Genomic DNA, 9,163 nt, shown 5'->3' on the forward strand with positions numbered 1-9,163 from the left:
CATCATGCAAAAAATAATCCCCCGTAAAGCCATCGCAGATGCGGCGACAACATTGCACGCGCTTTATGGAAGCCGTTCCAAACTCAATACACCAGGAAGCCGGCAGGGTGGGGGAGGGCTCGGAGGAACTTCGGGCGGGGCCATTGGGACTTCGGGTGGGGGGACGTCGGGGGGTACTTCGGGGGGTACTTCGGGGGGTACATCAGGTACGACATCGGGTACTACGTCCGGCACAACTTCGGGCACGACCTCCGGTACCACGTCCGGCACAACTTCGGGCACGACCTCCGGCACCACGTCCGGCACAACCTCGGGCACGACCTCCGGGACCACGTCCGGCACAACTTCAGGCACATCCTCCACCCCGATCGGCAATGTCGTCACTCAAGGCGGCAATCTCATCACCGCAGTCGGCACGACGGTCGCCGATACGGGCAGCAGGATCAGCGGCACATCCGTCCCCGGCATCAACGGCGCCACCACCACCAATCTCGGCAACGCAGTCACCGATGTCGGCAACGGCGTCAAGGGCCTGGGCAATGGCGTAGCCGCCGGTCTGGGCACCTTGGGCAGCTCGACCAATCCGCTCGGACCGACGCTTACCTCGACGTCCGGCGTCGTCTCCGATGCCGGCGCCGCCGTCAAATCGGTCGGCGGTGCGGTGTCGAGCCTCGGCAGCGGGCCGCTCGCGCCGCTCGCGCCGGTGACGTCGACTTTGGGCAGCGTCGTCGGTGGCGTGGGCAGCGGCGTCGTTGCCGCTGGCTCGGGATTGAACAAGGCCCTCACCAGTGCACCGGTCCAGCAAATCGAGACGCAACTCAGCACGGCGATCAACCCGATCACCACCGCGATCTCGAATACGACGCAAACAATCGGCAACGCCACGGGTCTGGGCTCGCAGCTCAACACCCTGCTCGGCACACTCGGCAACGGACTCGACGGGGCCGGCGTGAAAGTGTCGGGCGCGACCGGCGATCAGACAGGCAAGGATGTCGGTGGCGTCGTGAGTCAGTTGGGCAAGACCGTCACGAACACCGGCGGACTGTTCACCGGCGCGACCACCAATCCGCTCGGCCCGATCACGGGTCTGCTCGGGCCGCTTGGCGGTCTCGGCGGCACGGGCAGCGGCGGTATCGGCCTCCCGCCGTTGACTGGTCTGATTGGCAACCTCGGATCGCTGGGCGGCACGGGCGGCAGCGGCAACCCGCTCGCGCCGGTCACCGGACTGCTCGGCAAGCTGGGTTCGCTCGGCGGCGCAGGCGGTAGCGGCAATCCGCTCGCGCCGGTCACCGGACTCCTCGGCAACCTGGGTTCGCTCGGTGGCGCAGGGGGCGCAGGCGGTCCGCTTGCACCCGTTACGGGTCTCGTCACTACGCTGACTTCGACGCTGGGCGGCGCCGGTGGGCAAGGTTCACCGCTTGCACCGGTAACCGGTCTCGTCTCGACGCTCACGTCGACGGTCAGCGGCGCGGCCGGCAAGAGCGCACCGCTCGCGCCGGTCACCGGCATCGTGACGGGTCTGACGGGCGGCGGCAGCGGCGGTTCGACCAGCACGAATCCGCTGGCACCCGTGACGAATCTTGTCGGCGGTTTGCTTGGCGGGGTTGCCGCTAGTAAATAAGGCTGGCAAATCGGCAGGGACGTTGCGACAGCGATTCGCCGAGCTATTCGCGGAGCGATTCGCAACAGTGATTCTGCGGCCGCAATTCGAGGGAGTAATGCTGCCGCAGCAGCAGGGGTAAGTCTGCAATCGCAATTCGCGGCAGTAGTTCTGCAACAGCATTTGCAACGCACTCGCAGCCGTGCTTCTACAACAGCATTTCGCTGCAGTAGTTCCACGCGAGAACTTCGTTACACCGCTTCGCGACAGTACTTCGGCGCAGCGGCCGGGCCTTAAAAAATAAAAAGCCCGGCCGCCTTTTATGTCATGAATACGAGGATGACATGCACTCCACCTTCGACACCGTAGCCCGCCTACAAGACTCACGTCCGCGCTCGGCAACGCCGTTTTCGATCGGCCTCACCGGCATCGTCGCCGGCCTTGTCACGCTCTGGCTGCTGCGCAACAGCACCGCGCTGGACGGCGCGTCGCGCAGCACCGTCGCCTGTCTCGCGATCATCGTTCCGATCGCCGCCTACGAGCTATTCGTCGCGCGCGTCTATCTACGCCCGAGCGCCGGTCTTGCCGCCAACGCGGTGCGGCCCTTGAGCCTCGCGCGAGTCGGTCTGCGTCTTGCCGCGCTGGCCTCTGTCTATGCAGGCATCGGTCTGCTCTACTGGCTGTTGCCGGAATATCACGGCGCGTTCTACGACCCCTTCTGGTCGCTGCTCAGCACGCTCGCGCCGTACGTGATCCTCGCGGCGCCGTTCTACTTTGCATGGATGGACCGGCATCAACGCGAGGTCGACGACGCGTATCTCCTGTGGGCGCGCCTGCTGTTTCGCGGCGAACGTCCCGCGAATTGGCGGCCCGTGCGTGAAATGCTGGCCGGCTGGATGGTGAAGGCGTTCTTCCTGCCGTTGATGATCGTCTATCTCGCCGGCAATGCGGATCATCTCAATGCGTTGCTGACCGACGCGCTGAACGCGCCGTTTTCGCTCGCGACATTCAGGTTCATGTACGACCTGTCGTTCGCGATGGACCTGATGGTCGGCACGGTAGGCTATCTGTGCACGCTACGCATACTCGACAGTCACGTGCGCAGCGCGGAGCCGACCACGCTCGGCTGGCTCGCGGCGCTGATCTGCTATCAGCCATTCTGGTCGCTGATCGCAAACCAGTACATTCACTACGAAGGCTCCATACTGTGGGACAGCTGGCTCGCTTCGCTGCCGCTTGTCCGGGTGGTTTGGGGCACGGTCATTATCGCTTTGCTGTTGTGCTATGCGCTCTCCACGATCTCGTTCGGCTTGCGATTTTCGAACCTCACCAATCGCGGCATCATCACCTCGGGACCGTACCGCTTCACCAGGCATCCCGCCTATCTCACGAAGAATCTGTCTTACTGGATGGTCACGGTGCCGTTCATCGAACCGTTGGGCTGGCGCGCCGCATTCACGCACTGCGCCGCACTCGTAGCCGTGAACCTGTTGTACTTCCTGCGCGCCAAAACCGAAGAGCGGCATCTGATGAACGATCCCGACTATCGTGCCTATGCGGAATGGATCGCGAGGAATGGATTGTTCGCGAGGATTGGACGTGTGTTTGAATAAGATAGACGCTCGCGTCAGCCGCATGAAAGGCGTACCCACACACGACGTTCGGCGAACAGCGGATGCTCGCCTCAACCGTATTGCGCCCAAGATGTCACGTAAGGTCCTGTGCTGTGGTCACGGCTCCCAATCTGGTACCAGCACGCTGGCCAGGTCAGCTTTTGGGCGCGAGAACAGGAACCCTTGCGCCAGGGCTTTTGGCCACGAACTCAACCATTGCAACTGCGCCGGGGTTTCGACGCCGTTCACTACGACCTGCACGTCAAGCACGTCGAGCAAATCCAGTACCGCCGATATCACCACGCAGGCACGAGGATCACCTGGCACCGCTGCCATCAGTTCAGGCGCGAGCGTGATGGTGTCCACGTCGAGTGCGAGCGAAGCAGGCTTTTCATAGTCGAGAGTGAACAGGCGGAAACGCAAACTCTTAACCTCGCAAAAGTATGCACATGTCGTGCCAATAAATGCGTTCACTTTGCAACTAAATCGCGAAACTCACCGATAAGCCTTATTGAACAATGACTTTGCAGCGATACGATCAAACCTGTGGCAACGTAATGTCGATCGGCAAACGTTTGTACGAATGCGAACGTTACGTAGCGTTCCGCACCGCCGTTACGGCTGCATTGCGCAGTGAGTCGAAAGCCACCGTTATCAGAGATCTCTTTTTCACGCGCTCAGAAACGCTATGAAGCATCCCGAACAAGATTGCCGAGCAACAAGCGGTGACCTAAGGTATCGCGCCGCATCAATTTAGTTTGACCGGAAAAAAAAGATTTACTAGTATCGGCAACAACGCAGCATGCAATGACTGCGACCCCACACAGTCACACAAGGCAGCAGATGCTCCAGATTCCTCTCACCGACGCCGATTGGGCGCGTGTCCAGAGTCTTTTTCCAGTGGCTCCGTCCGGGCGCGGGCGACCCCGGCGCAGCGATCGCGAGATTCTCGACGCAATACTCTGGGTTCTGCAAACAAAAGAAAAATGGCACAGATTGCCGGCAACCTTTCCGCCGCAACAGACTTGCTATCTTCGATATATGACCTGGAAGCGATCAGGCTTGCTAGACCTGGTGAATGAGCGCCTGCCCCTATGTGGCTCGGAGCTTTCGACCTGCTGAATCATTGGCAAGCATTGCTTCGCATGCCGTATCGATTCACAGGCGAACCACTGGTTCGCGGATAGTCTTCGGGCGGCCTCCATGCTCTATTGCGCGCGCTTCACAACCGTGAGATTCGCCAGCCTTTAAAGCGGAAGCCACCGATTTGAAACGGCCGATTTATTCGGCCCGAAGTCTTTCCGCCGCCGCACGCGGAAACGAGACGCTCACGTGCACGCCTTTACCACCGTCGCCCGGCTTGAGCACAATCTCACCGTGATGCGCGTCCGCGATTTCGCGCACGATCGCGAGACCCAGCCCGGTTCCGTCGGTATCCGCCGACGCCCGGAAAAATGGTTCGAACACGCGGCTGCGCGACTCGGCCGGAATGCCGGGGCCGTCGTCCAGCACCGACACGGTGACGGTGTCGGCCGACCCGCTGACCGCCACGGTGACGTGGCCGCCGCTGCCGGTATAGCGGATTGCGTTCTCCACGAGGTTGGCGATCAGCGCCTGAAGCAGGCCGCGATGCCCGGCCACCCGCGCGGGACCATTCAACTCCGCGCCCAGATCGATGTCGCGGGCTTGCGCGAGCAGCGCAAGATCTTCCGCCACTTCCATCGCGAGCGACACCAGATCGACCGTTTCCACCGCGAGCTGTGTGTTGTCCGCGGCTTCGGCCTGCGCGAGCAACAGCAGCTTGTTGGTGAGTCCGACCATCGAACGGTTACTGCGGTGCATGGCGGCGAGCGCTTCGTCGAGCGCGGGATTCAGGCCGTCCTGCTGACGCGCGAACTGCAACTGCGTGCCGAGCAACGTGAGCGGCGTACGCAACTGGTGCGCGGCGTCGGCGATAAAACGCCGTTGTGCGGCTACCTGAACGCCGAGCCGCGCGATGCATTGATTGATCGCTTCGACGATAGGCCGCAACTCGGTATGCAGGCGTTCGACGCGAATCGGCTCGAGTTGCATCGGATCGCGGTCGACCACGTCCTCCTTCACTTTCATCAGCGGCCGCAGTTCAAAGGTGAGGCCGATGCAGACGAGTGCGACCGCCAGCACGATCATCTCGATCTGCCGCACGAGTTGCGGCTGCCATAACTGCTGCGCCATCGCATCGCCCGAGCGGACGGTCTTGCCGACGGTGACCCGCACGCGGCGCGTCGCGCCGTTGTCGTACATGAGACGTACCAGGCCGACCGCCCGCACCGGCTGGCCGTTAAGTTCGGCATCGTAGTGATCGGCCGTGTCGGGCGAGAGCGGCGCGCGTTGCGGAAAATCCGGTATGCCCGCCAGCAGCCGGCCATCGTCGACACTCACGCTGTAGAACACCTGATCGTGATACGGCGACACGAACACTTCCAGCGCGGCGGGCGGCACGTCCACGCGCAGAAAACCGTCTACCCATTCCACTTCGCCGGCGATCATCCGCGCCGATGAAATGAGCTGATTGTCCTGCACAAGATCCGCGGTGCGCCGCGCGTTGTCGTACTCGGCCTTGCCGGTAACGAACACGTATAACGCGAGCGGCAGCAGCAGCCACCACAGCAGACGCATGCGCAGGCTATTGGTCATCTTCTTTCTTGCGCAGCAGATAGCCCAGCCCACGCAATGTGACGATCGCCGCCGAACTGCCGTCGAGCTTCTTGCGTAGCCGTGAAACGTAGATTTCGACCGCGTCCTCGCTCGGCTCGTCGGCGAGTGTGAAAATCGCGTCGACGAGTGCCGGCTTCGTCACCGTCTTGCCCAAACGCAGGATCAGCGTTTCGAGCACCGAGCGCTCGCGCGGCGTGACGTTCAGCGGCGCGCCCTTCAGTGTGAACTGACGCGTGTCGATGTCGAACGCGAGATCGCCGCACACGACCTCGCTCGATTTCGACGGCGACTGACGCCGGATCGCCACCTTGATCCGCGCAATCAGCTCGCGCACCTCGAAAGGCTTGACGAGGTAATCGTCCGCGCCGGCGCCGAGCAGTTCCACTTTTTCATCGATCGAACCGCTCGCCGTCAGGATCAGCACCGGCGTGGCGTCGCCGCGCTGGCGCAAACGGCGCAGCACGTTCTTGCCGGACAGCTTCGGCAGATTCAGGTCGAGCAGGATCACATCGTAGTGATTGGTGCGCAGCAAGCGGTCGGCGGCGTCGCCGTCCTGCACGGCGTCGAGCGCGAATGCCTCCTGCTCCAGCATCTTCGCGAGCCAGTGCGCCAGCGTGGGGTTGTCTTCGACGAGCAGCAGCTTCATGGCGGGAACGGCGAGTGGGAGGGCAAATGAGTGCAAATGAACGGCAAAAGTCAGGACGCCGATTGTGCCGTAAAACAAGGGCCTTGCGCGCGGCGTGGGTGATTTGCGTCACACGTCATGGGGTTTTCCACGGGGGCGCCACGAGGTTGTGGTGAATTCTCGGGTTAACACCCATGATTTGCCCACTGCCCCGAAAGCTGCCAGAAGGTTTCCGGTTTTTATAATCCCCGTCATTCATCAGAAAGCGCCGCATTTCCGCACCCCGCGGCGAACAAACCTAAGGAGACTGCTTCATGCGTACCTTGCGCCAGATTGCCGCTGTTTCAGGTGTTGCGTTCACCCTTGCCGCCGCTTCAGCCGCGGCCCATGCCGAGAAGCTGACGATCATGGTCGGCGGCGCCACCAAGATCATCTATTTGCCGGCCAAGCTCACGGAACAGCTCGGCTACTTCAAGGACGAAGGCCTCGACGTCGAAATCCTCTCGCAACCGGCCGGCGTGGATGCGGAAAACGAATTGCTCGCCGGCGCGGTGCAAGGCGTGGTGGGCTTCTACGATCACACCATCGACCTGCAGAGCAAGGGCAAGGAAATCCAGGCGCTGGTGATTTTCGGCCAGGTGCCGGGTGAAGTGGAAATGGTCTCCACCAAGGCAGCGGACACGTTCAAGAGCATGGCCGACTCGAAGGGCAAGACCCTCGGCGTGACCGGCCTCGGCTCGTCGACCAGCTTCCTCACGCAATACCTCGCGCAACGCGCGGGCGTGCCGTCGACGCAATACACGCTGCTGCCGGTGGGCGCGGACAACAGCTTTATCGCCGCCATCAAGCAGAACCGGATCGAAGCCGGCATGACCACCGAGCCGACCGTCTCGCAGTTGCTGAAGACCGGCGACGCCAGGGTGCTGGTCGACATGCGCACGCTGGAAGGCACGCGCGCCGCGCTCGGCGGCACCTATCCGGCTTCGAGCTTCTACGTGCAGCGCGCCTGGGCCGAGTCGCACAAGGACGACGCGGCCAAGCTCTCGCATGCGTTCGCGAAGACGCTGAACTTCATCGCCACGCACAGCGCGGAAGAGATCGCCGCGAAGATGCCCAAGGACTACTACGGCAACAACAAGGACCTGTACGTGGGCGCGCTGAAGGCCTCTCTGCCGATGTTCACGAAGGACGGCAAGATGCCCGCGGACGGCCCGGATACCGTCCTGAAGGTGCTGTCGGCATTCAATCCTTCGGTGAAGGGTAAGCATATCGACCTCGCCAAGACCTACACCAACGACTACGTGTCGGCGGCGGTCAAGACGGCGGCGAAGTAACACCCTGGAAGCAACGCCCTCGAAACAACGCCCTATCAACATCAAGCAAACCGCGAGGCCCCCGCCGATGAATCAACCCATGTCACGCGATACGCCCGCCATCGAGCTGCGCAACGTATCGTGCCGTTTCATTTCTCCGGATGGCAAGGCGACGATCGCGTTGCGCGACTTCAGCATGTCGGTGGCGCGCGGCGAGTTTGTCGCGGTGGTCGGGCCGACGGGTTGCGGCAAGTCGACCACGCTCAGCATGATCACCGGCTTGCTGAAGCCGACCACCGGCGAAGTGCGCGTGATGGGCGCGCCGGTGGACGGCATCGATCCGCGGATCGGCTTTGTGTTTCAGGCGGACGCCGTGTTTCCGTGGCGCTCGGTGATCGACAACGTGGCGGCCGGCCCGCTCTATCGCGGTCGCTCGAAATCCGCCGCCTACGACGAAGCCAACGAATGGTTGCGCCGTGTCGGTCTCGACAAGTTCGGCAAGCACTACCCGCATCAACTGTCGGGCGGCATGAGAAAGCGCGTGGCACTGGCGCAAACCTTCATCAACAAGCCGGAAATCCTGCTGATGGACGAGCCCTTCTCGGCGCTCGACATGCAAACCCGCACGCTGATGCAGGATGAACTGCTGCAACTGTGGGGCGGCGCCGGCTCGGTGGTGTTCGTCACGCACGATCTCGAAGAAGCGATTGCGCTCGCGGATCGCGTGTTCGTGCTGACCGCGCGCCCGGCGACGCTGAAGAAAGTGTACGAAATCGATCTGCCGCGTCCGCGCGTCACGTCGGAGGTTCGCTACGACCCGCGTTTTATCGAAATCTCGCGCGACATCTGGCATGACCTGCGCGAAGAAGTGCAGATCGGTTAATCAAGGAACGGCAAACATGTCTACGACCCCTCAACAGATGATGCCTTCGGGTATCGATGCAAGCTCGCTCGCGCAAGTCGAACGCATCGCGCAAAAACGTATCCGGCAACGCCATGCGCTCGTGATCACGCTGCGGATCGTCGTGCTGGTGGTGGTGCTCGGCGGGTGGGAGTTGTCCGCGCGGCTGAAGTGGATCGACCCATTCTTCTTCTCGATGCCGACGGCGATCTTCGATCAGATCGTCGACTGGTTCGTGAACGGCACGTCGCAAGGACCGCTGTTGACCCAGGTCTGGGTGACGCTCGAGGAAACCGGCCTCGGCTTCATTATCGGTTCGGTGGCGGGCGTGTTCTGCGGCATCGTGCTCGGCCGCAACAAGCTGCTCTCCGACGTGTTCAGCCTCTACATCAAGATCGCCAACTCGATTCCGCG

At 62.2% G+C, this 9,163-nt stretch carries 9 protein-coding genes; 6 read left to right on the forward strand and 3 right to left on the reverse strand.

All coding sequences use genetic code 11. The features are described 5' to 3' along the window. Positions 1-4: 4 nt before the first annotated feature. Together QOC89_RS08255 and QOC89_RS08260 are read left to right on the forward strand one after the other, a co-directional pair. Positions 5-1,621 carry a collagen-like triple helix repeat-containing protein gene (locus tag QOC89_RS08255; RefSeq protein WP_323044586.1) on the forward strand — a complete coding sequence of 539 codons (1,617 nt, stop codon included), beginning with the start codon at positions 5-7 and terminating at the stop codon, positions 1,619-1,621. 323 nt (positions 1,622-1,944) lie between these two features. Then, a complete protein-coding gene (locus QOC89_RS08260; RefSeq protein WP_323044580.1) occupies positions 1,945-3,213 on the forward strand; it encodes a methyltransferase family protein in 1,269 nt (422 codons plus the stop codon). A 117-nt stretch (positions 3,214-3,330) separates the two neighbouring features. On the opposite strand, the gene QOC89_RS08265 is transcribed toward QOC89_RS08260, so the two are convergent. Next, a complete protein-coding gene (locus tag QOC89_RS08265; RefSeq protein ID WP_323044581.1) occupies positions 3,331-3,636 on the reverse strand; it encodes an EAL domain-containing protein in 306 nt (101 codons plus the stop codon). A 420-nt stretch (positions 3,637-4,056) separates the two neighbouring features. On the opposite strand from QOC89_RS08265, the gene QOC89_RS08270 reads away from it, so the two are divergent. Beyond that, complete coding sequence (locus QOC89_RS08270) at positions 4,057-4,335, forward strand: transposase (protein ID WP_323044582.1); 279 nt, start codon at positions 4,057-4,059, stop codon at positions 4,333-4,335. 159 nt (positions 4,336-4,494) lie between these two features. Here the strand turns inward: QOC89_RS08270 and QOC89_RS08275 are convergent, their stop codons facing one another. Beyond that, the gene (locus tag QOC89_RS08275; protein ID WP_323044583.1) at positions 4,495-5,889 is read right to left on the reverse strand and encodes a sensor histidine kinase; all 1,395 of its coding nucleotides are present in this window, start codon (positions 5,887-5,889) and stop codon (positions 4,495-4,497) included. Beyond that, positions 5,879-6,556: a response regulator gene (locus QOC89_RS08280; RefSeq protein ID WP_323044584.1), complete on the reverse strand. Its 678-nt coding sequence runs from the start codon at positions 6,554-6,556 to the stop codon at positions 5,879-5,881. Before QOC89_RS08280 ends, QOC89_RS08275 begins: the two co-directional genes overlap by 11 nt. A 293-nt stretch (positions 6,557-6,849) precedes the next feature. Here QOC89_RS08280 and QOC89_RS08285 point away from each other — a divergent pair, with 293 nt between their 5' ends. The 3 genes from QOC89_RS08285 to QOC89_RS08295 form a co-directional block, all read left to right on the forward strand. Beyond that, positions 6,850-7,869, forward strand: coding sequence for an ABC transporter substrate-binding protein (locus QOC89_RS08285; protein ID WP_323044585.1), 1,020 nt, complete (start codon positions 6,850-6,852; stop codon positions 7,867-7,869). Between the two features lie 67 nt (positions 7,870-7,936). Next, positions 7,937-8,731 (forward strand): ABC transporter ATP-binding protein, encoded by a 795-nt coding sequence (locus QOC89_RS08290; RefSeq protein ID WP_179740497.1) that lies wholly within the window; start codon positions 7,937-7,939, stop codon positions 8,729-8,731. A 16-nt stretch (positions 8,732-8,747) separates the two neighbouring features. After that, on the forward strand, positions 8,748-9,163 hold a 416-nt coding region (locus QOC89_RS08295; RefSeq protein ID WP_416340374.1), incomplete at its 3' end, for an ABC transporter permease.

The organism is Paraburkholderia sp., assembly GCF_034668105.1.
Lineage (GTDB): Bacteria > Pseudomonadota > Gammaproteobacteria > Burkholderiales > Burkholderiaceae > Paraburkholderia.